The organism is Flavobacterium sp. KACC 22758, assembly GCF_028736135.1.
GTDB lineage: Bacteria > Bacteroidota > Bacteroidia > Flavobacteriales > Flavobacteriaceae > Flavobacterium > Flavobacterium johnsoniae.
Map to the genome: position 1 here is coordinate 3,139,909 of NZ_CP117878.1, position 18,802 is coordinate 3,158,710.

General features: G+C 31.6%; 21 protein-coding genes. 18 read left to right on the forward strand and 3 right to left on the reverse strand.

The genetic code is table 11. The features are described 5' to 3' along the window. Nucleotides 1–18: 18 nt before the first annotated feature. From PQ462_RS13485 to PQ462_RS13495, 3 genes are all read right to left on the reverse strand, one after another. Complete coding sequence (locus PQ462_RS13485) at nt 19–1,014, reverse strand: alpha/beta fold hydrolase (protein WP_274250346.1); 996 nt, start codon at nt 1,012–1,014, stop codon at nt 19–21. Between the two features lie 332 nt (nt 1,015–1,346). Continuing rightward, on the reverse strand, nt 1,347–1,760 hold the full coding sequence (locus tag PQ462_RS13490) for a cupin domain-containing protein (protein ID WP_274250347.1): 414 nt from the start codon (nt 1,758–1,760) through the stop codon (nt 1,347–1,349). Nucleotides 1,761–2,103: 343 nt separating this feature from the next. Further along, complete coding sequence (locus tag PQ462_RS13495; protein ID WP_274250348.1) at nt 2,104–2,847, reverse strand: SDR family oxidoreductase; 744 nt, start codon at nt 2,845–2,847, stop codon at nt 2,104–2,106. Nucleotides 2,848–3,172: 325 nt separating this feature from the next. Here PQ462_RS13495 and kaiC point away from each other — a divergent pair, with 325 nt between their 5' ends. The 18 genes from kaiC to PQ462_RS13585 all read left to right on the forward strand — a co-directional run bounded on the left by kaiC (nt 3,173) and on the right by PQ462_RS13585 (nt 18,768). Continuing rightward, on the forward strand, nt 3,173–4,852 hold the full coding sequence (gene kaiC, locus PQ462_RS13500) for a circadian clock protein KaiC (protein ID WP_274250349.1): 1,680 nt from the start codon (nt 3,173–3,175) through the stop codon (nt 4,850–4,852). A 1-nt stretch (nt 4,853) separates the two neighbouring features. Beyond that, nucleotides 4,854–5,147 carry a circadian clock KaiB family protein gene (locus tag PQ462_RS13505; RefSeq protein WP_012025985.1) on the forward strand — a complete coding sequence of 98 codons (294 nt, stop codon included), beginning with the start codon at nt 4,854–4,856 and terminating at the stop codon, nt 5,145–5,147. 2 nt (nt 5,148–5,149) lie between these two features. Further along, nucleotides 5,150–5,449 carry a circadian clock KaiB family protein gene (locus PQ462_RS13510; protein WP_121360923.1) on the forward strand — a complete coding sequence of 100 codons (300 nt, stop codon included), beginning with the start codon at nt 5,150–5,152 and terminating at the stop codon, nt 5,447–5,449. Continuing rightward, the gene (locus PQ462_RS13515) at nt 5,450–6,706 is read left to right on the forward strand and encodes a sensor histidine kinase (protein ID WP_274250350.1); all 1,257 of its coding nucleotides are present in this window, start codon (nt 5,450–5,452) and stop codon (nt 6,704–6,706) included. A 1-nt stretch (nt 6,707) separates the two neighbouring features. Then, entirely contained in the window at nt 6,708–7,112 is a 405-nt protein-coding gene (locus PQ462_RS13520) for a response regulator (protein ID WP_274250351.1), read from the forward strand. Nucleotides 7,113–7,471: 359 nt separating this feature from the next. Continuing rightward, nucleotides 7,472–7,705, forward strand: a complete 234-nt coding sequence (locus PQ462_RS13525) for a hypothetical protein (RefSeq protein ID WP_121360921.1) — start codon at nt 7,472–7,474, stop codon at nt 7,703–7,705. A 318-nt stretch (nt 7,706–8,023) separates the two neighbouring features. After that, a complete protein-coding gene (gene tssD / locus PQ462_RS13530; RefSeq protein WP_012025990.1) occupies nt 8,024–8,419 on the forward strand; it encodes a type VI secretion system tube protein TssD in 396 nt (131 codons plus the stop codon). 27 nt (nt 8,420–8,446) lie between these two features. Beyond that, nucleotides 8,447–10,255 carry a type VI secretion system Vgr family protein gene (locus PQ462_RS13535; protein ID WP_274250352.1) on the forward strand — a complete coding sequence of 603 codons (1,809 nt, stop codon included), beginning with the start codon at nt 8,447–8,449 and terminating at the stop codon, nt 10,253–10,255. A gap of 26 nt (nt 10,256–10,281) precedes the next feature. Further along, nucleotides 10,282–11,808, forward strand: coding sequence for a hypothetical protein (locus tag PQ462_RS13540; RefSeq protein ID WP_274250353.1), 1,527 nt, complete (start codon nt 10,282–10,284; stop codon nt 11,806–11,808). A 9-nt stretch (nt 11,809–11,817) separates the two neighbouring features. Beyond that, complete coding sequence (locus PQ462_RS13545) at nt 11,818–12,408, forward strand: hypothetical protein (protein ID WP_274250354.1); 591 nt, start codon at nt 11,818–11,820, stop codon at nt 12,406–12,408. Between the two features lie 227 nt (nt 12,409–12,635). Continuing rightward, nucleotides 12,636–13,223, forward strand: coding sequence for a hypothetical protein (locus PQ462_RS13550; RefSeq protein WP_274250355.1), 588 nt, complete (start codon nt 12,636–12,638; stop codon nt 13,221–13,223). A gap of 335 nt (nt 13,224–13,558) precedes the next feature. After that, nucleotides 13,559–14,077, forward strand: a complete 519-nt coding sequence (locus PQ462_RS13555; RefSeq protein ID WP_274250356.1) for a hypothetical protein — start codon at nt 13,559–13,561, stop codon at nt 14,075–14,077. A 129-nt stretch (nt 14,078–14,206) separates the two neighbouring features. Next, entirely contained in the window at nt 14,207–14,734 is a 528-nt protein-coding gene (locus tag PQ462_RS13560) for a hypothetical protein (RefSeq protein WP_274250357.1), read from the forward strand. A 31-nt stretch (nt 14,735–14,765) separates the two neighbouring features. Next, the gene (locus tag PQ462_RS13565; protein WP_274250358.1) at nt 14,766–15,224 is read left to right on the forward strand and encodes a hypothetical protein; all 459 of its coding nucleotides are present in this window, start codon (nt 14,766–14,768) and stop codon (nt 15,222–15,224) included. Between the two features lie 11 nt (nt 15,225–15,235). Further along, nucleotides 15,236–15,928 carry a hypothetical protein gene (locus PQ462_RS13570; protein ID WP_274250359.1) on the forward strand — a complete coding sequence of 231 codons (693 nt, stop codon included), beginning with the start codon at nt 15,236–15,238 and terminating at the stop codon, nt 15,926–15,928. Between the two features lie 203 nt (nt 15,929–16,131). Next, complete coding sequence (locus PQ462_RS13575; protein WP_274250360.1) at nt 16,132–16,863, forward strand: hypothetical protein; 732 nt, start codon at nt 16,132–16,134, stop codon at nt 16,861–16,863. Nucleotides 16,864–17,391: 528 nt separating this feature from the next. Then, complete coding sequence (locus PQ462_RS13580; RefSeq protein WP_274250361.1) at nt 17,392–18,105, forward strand: hypothetical protein; 714 nt, start codon at nt 17,392–17,394, stop codon at nt 18,103–18,105. A 132-nt stretch (nt 18,106–18,237) separates the two neighbouring features. Next, nucleotides 18,238–18,768 (forward strand): hypothetical protein, encoded by a 531-nt coding sequence (locus tag PQ462_RS13585; RefSeq protein ID WP_274250362.1) that lies wholly within the window; start codon nt 18,238–18,240, stop codon nt 18,766–18,768. The last annotated feature ends 34 nt before the right edge of the window (nt 18,769–18,802 follow it).

Below are 18,802 nucleotides of genomic sequence, written 5' to 3' on the forward strand. Positions count from 1 at the left end.
ACCATTTACAATTCACCATTAATTTGCAACGTCTATTATTGCTTGTGCAAATGATTTTGGGTCTTCTTGCGGAACATTGTGTCCTATTCCTTTTAGGATTCTGTGGGCATATTTTCCGGTGAATTTATTGGCGTAGGCTTTTCCATCTGCGAAAGCGCCGTCAAAATCACTTCCTATTGTAATGGTTGGTACTTTAATTTCTGGTCTTGCTGCAAGACGTTTTTCTAAAGCATCATATTTAGATTCTCCTGCTTCCAGAGATTGTCTCCATCTGTAATTATGAATTACGATTGCTACGTGATCCGGATTGTTAAATGACTGTGCTGTTTGGTCGTAAGCCGCTTTGTCAAAATTCCATAATGGAGAAGCAATCTGCCAGATTTGTTTGTTGAATTCGTATGTATTTTGGCTGTAGCCAAGTTTTCCTCTTTCGGTTGCAAAGTAGTATTGGTACCACCATCCTAGTTCTGCTTTTGGAGGCAATGGTTTTAGGTTTGCTTCAAGGTTTACAACTAAATAACCGCTTACCGAAACCAGACCTTTTACACGTTCCGGCCAAAGTGCCGCCATAACTACTGCTGTTCTTGCTCCCCAATCGAATCCGCCAACTACGGCTTTATCGATTTTTAAAGCGTCCATAAAAGCAATAATATCTACTGCTAATGCTGCCTGCTGTCCGTTTCTAAAAGTATCTTTAGAGAGGAAAGTTGTAGTTCCTGAACCTCTTAAATAAGGTGTAAAAACATGATATCCTTTTGAAACTAAAATTGGCACTACTTCATTGTAACTGTGAATATCATAAGGCCAGCCGTGAAGCAGGATTACCGGAGTTCCGTTAGATGGACCGGCTTCGGTATAACCCACATTTAATAATCCGGCATTGATTTGTTTTAAAGTTCCTAGCGAACCTTCTTGTTTTTCTGTCTGTGCAATTGCTGCTGCGTTTACTAAAAGAAAGGCAATTAAAAGAACTGAACTTGTAATACTGTTTTTGATTTTAAATATCGTTTTCATAATTTTTAATATTTTGATTAGTTGATTATCAGTTAATTTCTTAGTCAAAGGTATCTCGACAATCCTCGTTTTAAAAGGAGAAAAAAGCCGAAGTGGACAAAGTAAAAGGTGAAATGGACAGTTGTTTAGTTATGAGTTTTGAATTATGAGTTATGAGTAGTTTAACCGCAAAGGACGCTAGGGTTTACGCAAGGTTCGCAAAGTTTTTTCGCATAGCTTTGCGCTCTTTGCGTTTTTATAGAACCCAATAAGCTAAAAATCTTTGCGCTCTTTGCGGTTAAACTATCCACATTTCAACCTGAAACCTGAAACCTGAAACTTGAAACTTGAAATTATTTCTTCATAACCAAAACTGGTTTTCCTTTTTCTACTATATATGTTGCCAGTTCTGATGCTTTTAAGTTTGTATTATTTTTAGCTGAGTGAATTACTCCAGCTGGAATAAAAAGTACTTCTCCTGCTTTTAAGGTTATGGGTGTCTGGCCTTCCACTTCATATTCAAGTGAACCTTCTAATACATAAATGATTTCTTCACCCGGATGAGAATGTTTTCCGAAAGCGGTATGTCCGTCAAAATCAATTTTGGCCTGAACGGTTTCTCTTCCCGGAATACTTAAATCGTGTTTTTGCAAATCAGTGCGTTTTATTCCGGTTTGTGCTGCTATTTGATTCGGGATTAAAAAGGCGATTATTCCTAAAATGATGATAGCGATTATTACCCATGTTTTTTGTTTTTTAGTTTCCATAACTTTTGATTTAAATTATTTTGTTGTTGTTAATTTCTGTGTCAAAAGTATTTCGATAACCCTTCTTACGAAATGAGAAAACAGTCCAAGCGGACGAACTTTAGGCTGAAACGGACAGTCTTGGAGTTAGGAGTTTTGAATTATGAGTTATGAGTTTGAAATGCGAATAACTGAACCGCAAAGTGCACAATGATTTTGACTAGTAAGACTTAGTATAAACGCAAAGTTCGCAAAGCTTTGTAAATAAAACTTTGCGAACCTTGCGTAAACCATAGCTCCCGATAATTATCGGGATTGCGGTTAAAAAAATCAACTCATAACTTATAACTAATAATTTATAACTTTAAGAAAGAACCATTCCGCCATCCATAATAAAATCTGCTCCGGTAATGAATTTTGCTGCGTCACTGCTTACATACGAAACCATTTTGGCAACGTCTTCGGCTTTACCCATTTGTTTTAGCGGCACTTTTTCTACAACCATATCCATAATACCATTTACAGCGGCTTCGTCTAAACCTACTTTCTTCATAACCTCCGTTTGAGTTGGCCCCGGACTAACAGAATTCACTCTGATTTTTCTATGAGCTAATTCTAAAGCAGCTGATTTCATAACCGAATTCAAAGCAGTCTTACTCGCAGAATAAACCGAAGATCCCGGTCCCGGCATACTGGCAGTATTTGAAGAAAGAAAAACAACCGAAGCACCATCATTCAAAATTGGAATAAATCGGCTTAATGTGAAATACGCACCTTTAAAATTTACGTTCATAATACTATCAAATTGTTCTTCTGATGCTTGTTCGATATTACCTAATCCGGCAATTCCGGCATTGATGAAAAGAATATCTACTTTACCAAAATCCTGTTTAACTTTTAAAGCCAGACTTTCAATATCAGAAATACTCGATTGATCTGCTGTTATTGCCGTAACGCCTAATTCCAGTGCTGCTTTTTCGATTGCTTCTTTTCTTCTTCCGGTAATAATAACTTGTGCTCCCTGTTCTTTTAACTGTTTTGCTGCTGCATAACCTATACCGCTGTTTCCACCTGTTATTACGGCTGTTTTATCTTTTAAATTGTCCATTTTTATATGTTTTAAATTAACAGGACAAAGTTAAATTGCAAAAGGTATTCCTTTTTTAACGATATCATTGAGTATACTGGAAAGCCGATTTTAACATTTAAATATTATCAAAAATCAATTTCAGGCAAAACAGAAAAATTAGTGTTAAATATTTAGAACAATTTTGCAATTATTTGGTTAAAATTCTCCGATATATTGATATTTTTAGTCGTTTTTTCTTAATTTACTTTTAAAACTTCATTAAACAGCTGTTAAATCTTAGTCAGAATTCATTGTAAATACTGTAAGAAAACGTATATTTGAGATAATACTGAATTTTATTATCGTGCAGGAAAAAACAAAATCACATCATTTTATATTCCCAAAGACTCCTACGGGCGTTGACGGACTAGACGAGATTACAGAAGGTGGTTTCCCAAAAGGGCGCCCTACTTTAATCTGCGGTGGTGCCGGCTGTGGAAAAACACTAATGTCAATGCAGTTCCTTATTAAAGGAATTACAGATCATAATGAAAACGGAGTTTTCATGTCCTTTGAAGAACCTTCAGATGATCTTACTTTAAATGTAAAATCTCTTGGTTTTGACCTTGAGCAACTTAAAAAAGATAAAAAGCTCGTAGTAGATCATGTTCGCGTAGAAAGATCAGAAATTGAAGAAGCGGGCGAATACGATCTAGACGGTTTATTTATACGATTAGGTCATGCGATCGATTCTATAAAAGCAACCCGTGTTGTTCTGGATACCATCGAATCATTATTTGCAGGTCTTGACAATCAGGCGATTTTAAGAGCCGAATTACGAAGATTATTTCATTGGCTTAAAACAAAAGGCGTTACAGCGGTTATTACAGGCGAACGCGGCGAAGCAACCTTAACCCGTCAGGGATTAGAAGAATACGTTTCTGACTGTGTTATTGTTCTCGATCATCGTGTTATAGAGCAGGTTTCGACCAGAAGACTCCGCATTGTAAAATACAGAGGTTCTACACACGGAACAAACGAATATCCATTTTTAATTGATGAAGAAGGTATTTCGGTACTTCCTATTACATCATTAAAACTCGATAACGAAGTTTCATCTGATATTATTTCTACAGGAGTTCCCGGATTAAACGAAATGTTTAACAGCGGCGGATTCTATCGCGGAAGCAACATTTTAATATCAGGAACTGCCGGAACAGCAAAAACAACAGTTGCCTGTTATTTTGCCAACGAACAATGCGAAAAAAACGAAAAAACGATTTATTTCGCTTTCGAAGAATCGCCGCAGCAATTGGTTCGCAATATGAAATCAATTGGAATTGATCTCGACAAACATATTAAAAAGGGTATTTTGCAAATCCATTCTTCACGTCCGTCATTGAATGGTCTGGAACTGCATTTGCTTACACTTCGAAAATTAATAAAAGAATTTCAGCCTACCACTATTATTATTGATCCAATCAGTAATCTTATTACAGTAGGAAGTGAACAAGAAGTCCGTTCTATGCTGGTAAGGCTCATAGATATGCTCAAAGCAAATAATATTACGGCTTTGTTTACGTCATTAAATAAACAAACGGATAATTTTAGACCAGATCTGGCAGAAGAATCCGTATCGTCTTTAGTCGATACCTGGATAACGGTTCGTGATATGGAAGGCGTTGGCGAAAGAAACCGCGGCATTTTTATTATCAAAGCCAGAGGAATGGGACATTCTAACCAGGTCAGAGAATTTGTGATCACTAATAAAGGAATTGAATTATTGGATGTAGAATTAGGTCCGCAGGGAATCCTAACCGGAGCAGCCAGAAAATCACATCAGTTTAAGAAAACCATTTCTGATATTAAGCTGCAAAATGAAATCAGCCGAAAAGACAGAGAAATTGAACGCAAACGCAAAGTCCTTGAAGCCAATATTGAAGCTTTGAGAACCGAATTTGAATCGGCAGAAGAAGAACTGAGTATCCTTAAAGCAACAGAAGAATTGCAGGAAAAACTGTCTTCTAAGAAAAAAGAAAATTAAAATGAAAAAAGAAGTAGCCGAATGGCAATTATTGCTTTATATAGCAGGCCAAACGCCAAAATCGATCAAGGCGCTTGAAAACATAAAAAAGTACGCCGAAGAACACTTAAAAGGAAAATACAGCATCGAGATTATCGATTTGCTGAAGAATCCGCAATTGGCAGAAGGCGATCAAATTTTGGCTGTACCAACCCTGGTCAGGAAATTTCCTGAGCCAATCCGTAAAATTATAGGTGACCTTTCTAATGAGGAAAGAGTGCTTGTAGGGCTTAATATTAAACCTATAAACACCTAATTATGGAAGATTCATCTGATGGCACAAGTACAACCAAACATAAATTCATGCTTTTTGTTTCCGGTATGTCTGTTAAATCAGGACATGCAATCGAAAATTTACGCAAAATCTGCGACACTTATCTAAGCGATAATTACGAATTAGAAATAATAGATATAAGCCGTGATAAGGAACAAGCCGTGATTCATCAAATTGTGGCAATCCCAACATTAATTAAAGTTTATCCAGAACCCAGAAGAATTATTCTAGGCGATCTGTCAGATAAAGAAAAGGTTTTATATATACTAAATATAGGCACATAGTTGAAAAGCAAAGAAATAAATATAGAATCATTACTCGCTGAAATAGAATCATTAAAGGAAGAACTTTATGAATCTAACAGCATCGTCAATGCCATAAAACAAGGAGATGTAGATGCTTTGGTAGTGAACAACAATGGAGTTCCTGAACTTTATTCTCTGGAAACGGCAGATTATACGTACCGTCTTTTAATAGAAAAATTCCGCCAGGGTGCGCTTAGTATTTCGCGCAACGGACTCATATTGTATTGCAACGACTATTTTTCAGAACTAGTCGGCATTCCTTCAGAGCAGATTATCGGGACGTATTTAAACGAATATTTTGATAATCCCACGCAGTTTGTACAGATTATTCAGGCGCTTCGATACGGAATCGCCACACACGAAATCCTTTTTAAATCCAATAACGAAAAAAAAACTTTTCCGGCTTATATTGCCTTAACTGATCTCGAACCTGCTGTAGAAGCCATTGGAATCGTAATTACCGATTTAACCGAAAAGAAAAAACACGAAGAAGCCCTCATTCGACATCAGCAGGAATTAGAAGAAAAAATCAAAGAACTAAACCGAATCAATACCAATCTCGAAGAGTTTATTCATGTAATCTCACACGATTTAAAAGAACCGCTTCGGAAAATTGTAATGCACAATGACAGAATCGACGGAAGTTACCTTTCTGAAACCGATGCCAAATCAATGAACGTTCTAAAATCATCGGCCTTGCGGTTAAATTCACTGGTTGACGATTTAGTGCAGTATTCGTCGCACACTGCTCAGGAAGAACGAACCGAAATTAATCTCGCTTCGATAATTGCCGAAGTCATCGAAGATCTCGAAATTATTATTACCGATAAAAAAGCCGATATTCGAATAGGAAAACTTCCCGCCATAAAAGCCTCAAAAGTTCAAATCCGCCAGCTTTTTGGCAACCTTATCACCAATGCCATAAAATACAGCAAAGAAACTGTTGCGCCGCTTATAGAAATTTATCAGGCCGAAAATTTAAATGCGGAAATGCCAAATCAAAATGCTAAATTTGTAAAGATTCAAATTAAAGACAACGGAATTGGCATGGAGTCGAGCCATCTTCTTAAAATCTTTACCATTTTTCAGCGCCTTCATGCCCGAAACGAATATTCAGGAAACGGTATAGGCCTTGCGATTTGTAAAAAGATTATGGAAAACCACTCCGGAAACATTACCGTTGAAAGTACATTGAATGAAGGAACGACATTTAATCTTTACTTCCCAATTTTATAAAATGCCACAAAAAAACAACCTGCATATCATAATTGCCGAAGATGACAATGATGACGCTGATGTAATCTTCGAAACATTCAATCAAAACCCAAATTTTGGCAAAGTAAGCCTTGTAGCCAATGGTGAAGAACTGCTCAATTACCTAAAAAACACATCAAACGAAAGCCCAGACGTAATCCTGACCGACATTAACATGCCTATTGTTGACGGCATAGAAGCCTTACAGCAAATTTTAAACAACTCAGACTTAAAAAACATTCCCTGCTTTGTATATTCTACAAGTATAAATCCCTCATACAAAGAAAAATGCGACGTTCTGGGCGTAAAAGCCTATCTTATTAAACCTTATTCTTTTGAGGCTTTTGCCGAAATTCCAAAAACCATTTTGAGTATTATACAAGCCTAGGTTTTCATTTCCATTTCATATCTTCGTATTTGATTTTTAAGGAGCTGATTCCTGCTTTTCACTATATCTTTTGTGGTGAACCCCACCACAAAAGGATGTCGTTACAATCAGGGCTAGAACACTCATTTTCATAAGAGAATTTTCTGGAAATTTGATTTAGAAACAAAAAACTAAAAAGAAATATTTTTCTTACAATTAAAACATTTTTTGATATCTTTACAGTCCCAAAGTAAAGTTATGATATCAGAAAAAAAGTTTGCCCGTGTGGTATGGTGGCGGTATTGGAAACAACTGCAACGCTCTCTTTACAGCGTGGGACACCTAAGTCACGCGGGTTTCATTTCCCTAAAGTAAATATTATGAGTACCAAAACCCTTTCAAAAGAAACCGAAATCAGGCTTACCAATTTCTTTAATCAAAACGTAACGCCAGAACAAATGGCAAAAGCCCTAAGGCAGGTAAATTTTGTTCTTTCGTTAAGTTTAATAAGAGAAAACGAAACCCTGCAGCAAGAAATACCCAAACTCGAAAACAGCTTTTACTGGCTCAATGAACTAGCCGAAATTTTAAATCCTTATCTGGATGTAGAATAAAATTATACTGCATTTCTAATAAAAACCCTTGATCTTAAAAAGATTAAGGGTTTTGTTTTTTGTCAAAAACCGTCTTTTATTACCAAATCTTCCAACTGCGAGAAAATCAAAAAAAAGCTTATTCTGATACTTTTATGCCGTTTAGGGGTATATTTTGTAATTCACTTCCCTATAATTTTATAGCCAATACTGCATAACAAATTCTTCGAATGCCTATTTCGTAGAAAATCCAACTACAAATATTACGAAATATTCTAATTCTTTTCTTTAAAAGAATCTGGAATGACAATCTATTGTATCAAATCAAAAAAATAAATAATGAGCTTTTTAGCAAAACTACAAATTGACGGAGAAGAATTTAATGTGCTTGATTTTAATATAAAATTCTGGCAGAAAATTGACGGATTAAATAAACCTGTTGGAAACGCCAAAGGAGGCACAATAAAAATAAGTATCGAGGCCAGCCAAAGCACCAGTTTTTTATCCTGGATGCTAAGCGGTGATTTAACCAAAAACGGCAAAATTATTTTTTTTAGAAGAGATGCCATGAGCAAAATGAGGGAATTAACTTTTGATAAAGCCTACTGCATTTCTTATAACGAAGAATTTAAAAGTACAACCCAAACCCCAATGCTTATTTCAATGGAATTAACGGCTAAGCAACTGGTTTTTGGAGATGCCGACTTTTCTAAAAAATGGATTTCACTTAACTAAATCAAACTTATTTTTATACACCAAACCATGTCACATTTTTCAGAACAAGTACAAATTACGATAGAAGGTTTTTCCCAAAATGTTATTTATTACAATCTTCAACTGTCTCAAAAAATGGCAGATCATCACCATTTTTCTTTCTTTTGGCAGTATACCGGAAAACCTATTATAGAACCTCAGGATCAAGAAAAAGCATTTAGTAATTATATAGGCAGTGAAGTAATTTTTACCTTCAAAGTAAATGGCATCAGGCTCATGTCTAAAGGAAGAATTACAAAATTAGGTTCTCTTGACGAAGACGGAAGCCCGGCCGGACTTCAGGTTTCGGGAATCAGTCATACCATAACGCTTGACGACATGCCAAAATCCCGAATATTCCTTGAAAAAAATCTACAGCAAATTGGGCTCGAAATTTTTGCCGAAGAAAGTTCTGGAGAATTCTATCAGCGCGAATCTATTGTTCCTACTTATACAAAAGAATTTAAATTTAAAACCCAGTATAACGAAACCAATTTTGATTTCCTTAAGCGTCTTTCTCAACGTTATGCGCAATGGTTTTATTTTGACGGAATGCGCATGCAGTTCGGAAAAATAAAAAATACCAACATCAGGCTTATAAACGAATCCTCGCTTCATAACTTTAGTATCGAAGCCAATTTGGTTTCGCAAAAAACTTCATTCAGCGGTTACAATTATACTACTGCGTCTAATTTAAAAAACGGTGCCGAAAAAACTTCACAAGGAAGCAGGGACAGGTTTGCTTCTATTGCCAATTTTAAACAACCATATATTGTTCGTCCGGGATTAGAAAACGGTGCTTATACCAACAATGCCCAAAACAAACAAGATATTGAAGAAATGGTAAAAATGCAGACAGCCGGGCACGATGCCAACAGCATATTTTACAGCGGTACCTCCTACCTGCCTATAGGTTTAGGCCAGACTTTTACCATAGAAAACAAAACGGTAGAACATCATTTACTGGCAATTGAAATTGTACACCGTTCTGATGTAAACGGAAATTACACCTGCGAATTCAAAGCCATTCCTGCCGATGTTGCTGCGCCGCATTATACCAATGTAAATGCATTTGCTGCTGCCGAAAGTCAGTCGGCCAAAGTAATTGATAACAATGACGCCGAAAAACTCGGACGCGTAAAAGTACAGTACAATTGGTATACTTATGCTTCTAAAAGCGAATGGATGCGTGTTGCACAATCGTACGGAGGTTCAGGAAAAGGAAATTATTTCAGACCCGAAATTGGCGAAGAAGTTCAGGTAAGTTTTGAAGGCAGTAATACCGACTGCCCATACGTATCTGCCTGTTTTTATAACGCAATGGAAAAACCAGATTTTTTTGATCCCAAAAATTTAATTAAAGGCTTAAAAATGAAATTTGGGCAAATGCTCAAATTCGTTGAAAAATCAGGAATCTGGCTTTCTGACCCAAGCGGAAATGAACTGCACATGAATGAGGAGACTAAAAGCACTACTTTGACAGTTCCTGAAACCTTAATGCTAAACTGCAAGAACTTAATTATAAATGCTTCTGAAAGTATTACAACAAATGCGGGAGTAAATATTTTGGAAACTGCGGGTTTAAATAAAAGCACAAATACAGGACAAAACTTATACACGAATGTTACAGGCAGTAGTAAGTTTTTTGTTGGCGGCAATCATGATGAACATATAGTGGGAGATTTAAATTCAGATATCAAAAAAAATAAAAATTATACTGTTGCCGGAAAAAGTACAGCTCAAAGTGAAAATGGACACGAATTTCATTCTGATAAAACTATAAAAAACAATAGTTCTGAAGATACGAGACAAAATTAACCCAATAACATTTAACATTAAAAGTTATGACCAAAACCAGATATGTTGGTGGAAATGCCACTTATATTACCAGAGGAGTATCGAGAGAATTTGCCAACGAAATAGAAATAAACTCAAACGGGCCTATCAATTATTATGCGCCTGAATATACCTATGGAGAACCAGAACCGAGACCCATTAGAGAAGAACCTGAAATTGCTTTCTCTGGTTGTTGGACATCAGATTATGAAGGAATGAGAAATTTAGAAAAAGATGCCACAAAATCTACGTCAAATCTCGGAGAAACAGTTTACTATCAATTAACTGTCAGCAATGATATACCAATTGGCACAAATATAACATTTAAACTTTGGGATGAAGATTATGGAGATGTACTAGGTTGGTTTTTATCTGATGATGATACATTTGATGGTAAAAAAGTCTATAGAAATGCTGTTGTAAGAGAAGTAAACGGAGCTCATAAAATGACCATTAAATTATTTCTTAACCCAAAATGGTATGATGATCTTGTGGCAGATCTTGGAAGTTTTAAAAACGGCTGTCTGGACTTTTACTGGACTTGGGAATATAATGGTCAACCCTGGGCTTCAAATGCCGATATACTTAATGTATATCCTTCTAAAACTACATTCTTTATAAAACCAGCTTATGAAGGTTATGGTTTTCCAGAAATTAGAACTGCAGACGGTCAGCTTATTGTTTTCTCTGCGGGAATCGTTGCGACTAAAGAGCCATCTAAAGAATTAGAAAATATAATGGATACTATTCTCAACGACATTCAAAATAATGCAATTGCAGATGTTCGCGAAAAGATGGTAAAATACAGTGACAAACTGAGATATTCTATAGCAGTTAATAAACTTAAAAAAGGATATCTGGTTAACAACATGGGAAAAATAGAATTTAGCCGAAGACTTTACACTAAACCAGTATTTGATAACAGCGGTAAACTTTATGAAATTACCCAAGCTGTTAATTTTGGTTATAGAAAAGAAGGAAAACTTATAACAACTAAAGGAATAAGTCAATTGGATTATTTTAAACAAGTTGGGGTTCGTAATGCTGTTTTAAAAAATGCAGAAAAACTAGATTATGTCTTACAAGCCTTAGATCTTTTAAGGTTTGCAATGGATGAAAAAAAAGTAGAGACCATCACAACAATGTTTGTGCCTTTTGACTTTTTAAATGCTATTGTTTATCCAAGTATAAGCAAACCTATTGAAAAAGTTTGGGATGGAATGGTTTCAGATGCTGTTGAAGAAGCAAAAGATAATGGGCTTGACGGCATCTATAATTTGGCACAAGCTAAATGGTTCCATAAAGATAATTATGGAGATTACAAATTTATAAAAGCAAATCAGGAAATTCTTGAGGAATTATTAAAAGGAAAAATTAAAAGTCTTGAGAGTTTAAAAAAAATGTATGAAAATGAATGGATAAAAAATAATTATAATGAAATGATATTTCCATATACTCTTTTTTACTATAAAATAAAAAAAACAGGCGTTGACGAATACATAACATACATAGATTCAATTTTTATAAACAATTAGAATGAAATTATGAAATACATATATAAATATACTTTAATAATACTTACACTCTTTTCTTGCCAACAGAAAAAGCCAATTATTGTTGAACAAATAATTTCGAAAGAAGTTGTTACAATATTACCTAATTTAAAAAATCCATCCATAAAAGACAGTGTAGTAATATCGATTCCAATTGAATTTAAAGTTACAATGAATTCTACTGTTGATTATGTTGTTTGGCTTTTTAGGATTAATAATAAAACCTTATGGGATGATGTAATAGACTATCAAGTTTATAAAAAGCAAAATAAAACAAAATCAATTTATCAATTAGATTCTGATAAATCATTAATTGACAAACCAATTGGTATAATCATTAAAGAACGAAATCACTTAATTTCGAAAACTGATGCTAGAAAACTATTAAGAAAATATAACCAGAATCGGTCGCTGGATAATTTGAAATTTGGAGATACAATAAAATTAGTAACATACGATAAATTTAGAAAGGAAAACAAAATATTGATTGATGATTTTGAAAAGGTAAAAGACTCTATTCACTTTAAAGCTGTAAGAGGTGAAAAAGAGAATTTTTATGTAGTAAAACAAATCAATTGGTAAATTAAAACTATGAAAACCTTGCTTTCTATCCTGTTAAATTTCTTATTATTAACATCTTGTAAAAATAAAGAACCTATAGAAGTCAAACAAATAAAATTAAGAAAATCAATGGACCATTATGAATATCGATCTAGTTTATACTATGTTTTATTATGAGAAACTGGATAATAAAATTGAAAAATTAAAAACATACGTCGAAACTATTTTATAAACTAATACATAACATTATGAAATATTTATGTCTTCTTTTATTTTTAATATTATCCTCTTGTAAGAGTGATCCGATTAGTATTAAACAAATTCCTTGTAAAGAAATAGCGACTTTAGAAGATAATTATCGAGATCATAAGATTGTAAAAGATAGTTTTCGAATTAGTATTCCAATAGAATTTGAAATACTAATCAATTCATCAAAAGTTAAATACATTACTTGGAATGTTAGTATTGATAATAAAATTCTTGATAAAGATTTTTATGATTATGATTTCTATATTAACGAAAATAAAATAAAAAGAATATATCAACTAGAATCTAATTCTTTATCAAATAATAAAAAAATTATGGCCTTAGTAAAAGTAAATAACTATCTGGTTTCCAAATTGGAAGCGTCTAAATTAATAGCAAAGTATACTAATAATAAATCTTTAGATGATCTAAAATCGAATTCAGTTATTGAATTGACAACTTATGACAAATTTAGAATTGATAATAAGTCAATTATTAATCAATTTAATAAAACTACAGATTCAATAAGCTTTAAGGTGACTCGAGGAGAAAAGTATTTTTTCTTGCTAGATAAAAAAATCAATTGGTAAAAAACACAAGAATGAGTAAGCCAATTGGATTATTTTAAACAGGTTGGGATACGTAATGCAATATTAAAAAATGCCGAAAAATTGAACTTCATCATAAACAGTATAGATATAATCAAATTCGCATTGGGTCGTTTATGAAGGGGGATTAACATTTTTTGATGTTCACGGAAATATTACAACTAAAGTAGAACAAGCTAAAAAAGTCTTTTTTAGTATTTATACTTGGGTATGATCCAATTACTCAGGAAACGAACTTCATGCTCCAGCTGATCCAATTAATACATTAATTTATAACAAAGAAAAAATTTATATTGAATCTTTTAAAAGTAATTATTATGGATATATTGAAATTTATTAGTGTATTATTACTCTTGTTTTTTTTTAGCTGTAAAAGGATTACATATACAAAAAAGAAGGATTCTTTTTATGGAATTCATCTAAAAGAATGGAATTCATCAATCTGTCCTAAAAAAGTTATCTATGAGCGTTATCAAAAAAAATCAAATTTTTTAAAAAAAATAAAAACTGATTCAAATTTTGAGGTTAGAGATTGTGATAGTTTGTATAAATCTAGTAATCAAAGAGTTTTTATACCGAGTGTAAAGTTTACAGGACAAATTGATTATGATATTAGACTCGTTATTGATGATAGCATTGAGTATAAGATAACCTCTATTGATAATAAAATTGATACCGTTTTCTATGGCGGACATCCTGGGGATTTAACAATAATGAATAATATTAGATCATTAGTTGTAAATGGTTATAAATTAGATAATTCAAATACCCCTCTTAATATTTTTATTCCAACAAATCTGGGAAAAGTTATAAAAAAAGATAAAAATAAATATTAAGGTTATGTTGAAATGTCTTAAATATTGTGTTTTTCTTTTCTTTATTTTTTCATGTAATATCTTTAGAAACATCACTGGGTAGAAAAAAAGATAATAACCTTCCTGCTAAATCATTTAAATTTAATTGTTATGGATACATTGAAGTTTATTTGTATACTATTTATAAGTTTTTTATTTATTGGATGTAATAACAATGAATATTACAATGATAATAATGCTTTTCATTCTATTTATCTTCTGGAATGGAACTCTTCAATATGTCCAAAAAAAATAATTTTTAAAAAATATAATAAAAATTCCAATTTTAAAACTTTGATTGGAACGAGTACTGATTTTGAAATTCAATGTTATACTCAATATGATAAATTTAATAATAAAATCACAACTCCTAATTCTACTAAACTCAGAGAATTTATTCCCAATTTTAAGAACAATGATAAAATTAATTATGATGTAAAACTCATTATTGATGATAGTCTTGAATACAAGATAACAAACATTGAAAATATTAAAGATACGATTGTTAAAACTTTCACATTAGCTCGTAAATATTTTATTTCTAACACAATAAAATCAATCACGGTAAATGGGCATAAAATGAATAATGATTCTAGAAGTTTGGAAATTCCTTCATCGTTAGGAAGAAAAATAAAATGAACTATTTTATCAATTATTTATACAAAACATTATGATTACATTGAGGTATTTTAGTTTAATATTAATTTTTCATTTACTAATAAGTTGTAATGAATACATTGATAACGATTATTCATTCCAAGGGATTTATTTAAAAGAATGGAACTCTTCTATATGTCCCAAAAAAATAGTTTATGAGGAATATGAAAAAAATACAAATTTTCAAAAAATATTAGATAGCCATTCTAATTTTGAGATACGAGATTGCGAAAATGAAATGCAAAAATACAACCAAAGGTTATTCACTCCAGACAGCTTATACAAAGGAAAAATAAATTATGATATAAGTATTCAATTAAAGTCTAAACCAACATTCCATCATTTATATGTTGTGTATGATGTCAATAATAAAGTTAGTTTAGAGAGACTTAAAAAATATCTTTATGCAGGTCAGTCTGAACAAGGAAAATTATTGAAAAAATTTTACTTAATTGAAGATAACAAAAAATAAAGAACAGATAAATGGTAAAAAAAACAATAACATCAATGATTCTATGCTCTATAATAGGATGTAGTTCATATAAAGAGAAAAAAGATCAAAGAAAGAAAAATCATAAGGCATATGTCTCTTATTTAGTTTCACGAAATATAGATACAATAAAAGCAAATGATCTTGATTATTATGATGATTTTTTTGAATTCAAAGAGCAGAACAAGAGGCATGATTTAATCGCAAATCCATTTTTAAAAACAAATAAAGTTTATGTCTATCAGGGAGGTTCTGTAAAAAACACTTTTTGTATTTTCTCGGATGATGGAAATGAATATTTGGCACGAATTTACAAAGCAGATTCTTTAGTTTTAACTAAACCTGAAAATGGTATTGTAAAACTAAAACGAGCAGTAAAATTGGAGTTCCTTGGTAATTTTGAATTAACAGATACAGTAATTAAAATAAGTCGTAACATAAGAGAACTATCCGGTAAAGAATATAATGAATGCGATATAGGCATATTGCAAAAAGATACTCTCCGATTAATTGAAAATTATGACACAAAACTATACAGTTATAAAAAGAAATGGCTAGCCAAAAGGTATAAAACAAATTATAAATTGGTGTATCAGCCTAACCTAAAAGCAACTAGAATCGAGGCAACTAAAACCCGTAATCCATCTTATCTTGTTGAAGGTTCTTTTGCTCTAGAAGAGAATTAGGAAATCAAAAATATAAAACTGATAAGATGAATTACGATTAGAATTCAGTTAAAATCTAAACTAACTTTTCACCACTTAGAGGTGGTATGATAAAAATAATAAAGTTAGTCCAGAAAGACTTGAAACTTACCTAAATGCAGGACAGTCTGAACGAGGAAAATTATTAAAGGAATTTTATTTATTAGAAGAAAAATTTAAAAACGATGCAGATAAAAACAAATAAAATAGTTTCTCTTTTAGTTTCTCTTTTCTTTATTATAAGTTGTGGTTCTTCAAAAAAAGATTTACAATTAGAAAATGCATTTAAAAAATATTTAAGTACACGTAATATCCAATATGAAAAAAATGATACTATATATTCTAAATATTACTCAGATTTTTTAAATGATGAAACAAAGAATTTAATAATGAAAAATCCGAATCTAAAAACCAATAAAGTATATGTATATCAAGGTGGTAGCAAAGTTATTACTTTCTGTGTTTATGCAGATAATGGCGAATTATATGTAGCAGAAACAAATAAAAATGGAAGTGCGTTCTTGACAGAACCAGAAAATGGAAAAATAGAAATAAAGAGAAGATTGGAATTGATTTTTTTAGGAGCTTTTAAATTAGAAAATAATACTATCAAAAACACACGTTACGAGAAAACTCCTCGTAAAGAATGGTATGATTGTAATGTTGGAATCGTAAAACAAGATACAATCACAATTGTTGAAGATTACAGAACCAATAAGTATGGAAGTTACAAGAAAAAATGGCTTACAAAAACTCTCAAAACAAATTATAATTTAATTTATCAGCCCGATTTGAAAGCAACAAAATTTAAAAATGAATTTGGTTTTGATTCTTATTTTATTGAAGGTTCATTTAATTTTGAAAGAGACTTGAAAGAAGAAAAGATGCTGGAACTTATAAATAGTAGAAAGTATTGAAAATCTAAATATACTTTTCACCACTTAGAGGTTGTATATGATAAAAATAATAAAGTTAGCTTAGAAAGACTTAAAAAATACCTATTTGCAGGACAGTCTGAACAAGAAAAATTTAAAAACGATGCAAATAAAATAGTTTCCCTTTTAGTTTCTATTTTCTTTATTATAAGTTGTGGTTCTTCAAAAAAAAACAGGAGAACGAACACAAACCCGATAGCGTGGATTTGCAATCCGTGCCCTCAAAGATCGGTTTGGTTCTCTATTTTAAATACAAAACAAAAGCTGTATGATTCTTTGTAGCTTCTGTCTTGATAATTTGTATTGTGTCTTAGTGTTACGGGCACAGATTGCAAATCCGCGCTATCGGGGTCAAAATGATAAAAGTTATGTTGTGATTACTTATAATATGCCTGACGAATCTACTAAGAAAATTTTCACGATAGTAGATAGTGTTTTTATTAATATTTAAAAACATTTATGTTTATTTATTTTGCTCCACATAAAGTTTAAAAAGAATAAAAGTTTCCAATGAAAAGAAAAATGTTTTTAATCGCAATGTTATCTCTCGTTTTTATGTATGTAGCCTATTCCTATTTTCAGAATTCAATTACTGTTTATAATGATAGAGAATATAATTATGATTGTAAAAAAATGCCTTTTGGCGACAGTTTAATGATTTATATACCGTATAAAATAACAATTTCAAACAATAGATTTAGATTAATTGATATAGAAAGAATAGATGACGAAAATTATGCAAGAAGCTCAGATCTTTATAGAAATTTAATTTTTAATAATGATGGGATTGAAATTACAAATAATTTTGAAAGAGATTCTGAAATTAATTATTTAAAATATAAATATAGAAAAACAATCTTTCCACTTACAAAACGGACTTTCTATTATTTTAAAGGTGTTCCAATTAAACGCATCATCCAAAATAAAGACTTTGATTTGATTTACAAACAATGGAGTAATTTGAAAACAACTTATAATATCAAAATAAGTAAAAAAACTATTGATAGTCTTTATGAAGCTAATTATAAAAAAAGATTTAATATAAATTTTGGTAATTCAGTACATGATTTTATGCCTGAATATATAATGGCAAAAATCAATGATAAAAAACAAAAACAAGTAAGAATTATTGATTCAGTGAAATACTTGAATAAGCAAGAACAAATAGATTATTTACTTAAAGTCGGAAGAACTAATATTAAAGTTTTGTTAAACGATTTTTAAAGAAAAAAAGGGAAGAAATAAAAGATTCCCACTCCCCCTTGCTGGCGCGAGCGTCCCGCTCGTGCAATATTCCTTGTCTCATCCTAAAAAAAGTTTACATATTTAATCCTAAAAAAGATTTACAGTTTACTTATGAAAAAAACATTAATATTATTATTCAGCTTTTTTGTGAACTTAATTCATTCCCAAAATAAAGCTGAAAATTATACTTTAACTCAAAAGAAGATTGAGCCTTGCAGAATTTCGATCAATGATTCGGTAAGTATTTTTAAGGTACATGAAAAGCTAAAAAATGTTGATTTCGATGTTCTTATTAAGACTGAAAATGTAGTTACCCAAAAATGCGTAGATCAAAAAATAGGAAATGAAATTACAAATGCGATAAACACTAATCAGAATACAGTATTTAAGATAAATAATCAAATTATTAAAGATTTTAGAAATTCAAATTTTAGCAATTTAATCCCAAACAAAATAAGTCTTATTGAAAAAGGCAATTTTAAAGTTTTGATTTTTGAAGCATACAACTTTTCATATTCAACTGTTGGAAATGAATATATCAATTTTTGCTTTAAAATAGATTCAAAAGGAAAAACTCTAAACCAAAAAATATTGGAATCAAAATTATCAATGGAAATTAAAAAATATCAAAACTTTTTTTAGGCTGAAAAAAATCTGTGATTTTCCTAAAAGTCCA

Coding starts and splice junctions, on each gene's coding strand:
- PQ462_RS13485 (WP_274250346.1), bottom strand. CDS start 1,014: ATGAAAACGATATTTAAAATCAAAAACAGTATTACAAGTTCAGTTCTT.
- PQ462_RS13490 (WP_274250347.1), bottom strand. CDS start 1,760: ATGGAAACTAAAAAACAAAAAACATGGGTAATAATCGCTATCATCATT.
- PQ462_RS13495 (WP_274250348.1), bottom strand. CDS start 2,847: ATGGACAATTTAAAAGATAAAACAGCCGTAATAACAGGTGGAAACAGC.
- PQ462_RS13505 (WP_012025985.1), top strand. CDS start 4,854: ATGAAAAAAGAAGTAGCCGAATGGCAATTATTGCTTTATATAGCAGGC.
- PQ462_RS13510 (WP_121360923.1), top strand. CDS start 5,150: ATGGAAGATTCATCTGATGGCACAAGTACAACCAAACATAAATTCATG.
- PQ462_RS13520 (WP_274250351.1), top strand. CDS start 6,708: ATGCCACAAAAAAACAACCTGCATATCATAATTGCCGAAGATGACAAT.
- PQ462_RS13525 (WP_121360921.1), top strand. CDS start 7,472: ATGAGTACCAAAACCCTTTCAAAAGAAACCGAAATCAGGCTTACCAAT.
- tssD (WP_012025990.1), top strand. CDS start 8,024: ATGAGCTTTTTAGCAAAACTACAAATTGACGGAGAAGAATTTAATGTG.
- PQ462_RS13535 (WP_274250352.1), top strand. CDS start 8,447: ATGTCACATTTTTCAGAACAAGTACAAATTACGATAGAAGGTTTTTCC.
- PQ462_RS13540 (WP_274250353.1), top strand. CDS start 10,282: ATGACCAAAACCAGATATGTTGGTGGAAATGCCACTTATATTACCAGA.
- PQ462_RS13545 (WP_274250354.1), top strand. CDS start 11,818: ATGAAATACATATATAAATATACTTTAATAATACTTACACTCTTTTCT.
- PQ462_RS13550 (WP_274250355.1), top strand. CDS start 12,636: ATGAAATATTTATGTCTTCTTTTATTTTTAATATTATCCTCTTGTAAG.
- PQ462_RS13555 (WP_274250356.1), top strand. CDS start 13,559: ATGGATATATTGAAATTTATTAGTGTATTATTACTCTTGTTTTTTTTT.
- PQ462_RS13560 (WP_274250357.1), top strand. CDS start 14,207: ATGGATACATTGAAGTTTATTTGTATACTATTTATAAGTTTTTTATTT.
- PQ462_RS13565 (WP_274250358.1), top strand. CDS start 14,766: ATGATTACATTGAGGTATTTTAGTTTAATATTAATTTTTCATTTACTA.
- PQ462_RS13570 (WP_274250359.1), top strand. CDS start 15,236: ATGGTAAAAAAAACAATAACATCAATGATTCTATGCTCTATAATAGGA.
- PQ462_RS13575 (WP_274250360.1), top strand. CDS start 16,132: ATGCAGATAAAAACAAATAAAATAGTTTCTCTTTTAGTTTCTCTTTTC.
- PQ462_RS13580 (WP_274250361.1), top strand. CDS start 17,392: ATGAAAAGAAAAATGTTTTTAATCGCAATGTTATCTCTCGTTTTTATG.
- PQ462_RS13585 (WP_274250362.1), top strand. CDS start 18,238: ATGAAAAAAACATTAATATTATTATTCAGCTTTTTTGTGAACTTAATT.